Annotated in this window: 2 pseudogenes; both read left to right on the top strand. The window is 64.2% G+C overall.

From position 1 onward, the window contains the following. Positions 1 to 127 (top strand): annotated as a pseudogene (gene sucC, locus ACP96_RS18970) (succinate--CoA ligase subunit beta); the annotation flags it as partial. Next, positions 124 to 218 (top strand): annotated as a pseudogene (locus ACP96_RS18975) (succinate--CoA ligase subunit alpha); the annotation flags it as partial. The pseudogenes sucC and ACP96_RS18975, both read left to right, overlap by 4 nt.

Consider the following 218-nt stretch of genomic DNA (forward strand, 5'->3'; position numbering starts at 1 on the left):
CCGGCTCGCCGGCACGAACGCTGAGGAGGGGATGGAGATCCTGAACACGGACCTCGTGGAGGTCGAGAAGACGCTGGAGGCCGCGGTCCAGCGCGCGGTGAAGAACGCCGAGGAGGTCACCCAATGAGCATTTTCGTCGACGACGACACCAGAGTGGTGGTACAGGGTATCACCGGCGGGGAAGGCAAGTTCCACGCCGGCCAGATGATCGAGTACGG

This window comes from Halorubrum halophilum, from assembly GCF_000739595.1.
GTDB classification, from domain to species: domain Archaea; phylum Halobacteriota; class Halobacteria; order Halobacteriales; family Haloferacaceae; genus Halorubrum; species Halorubrum halophilum.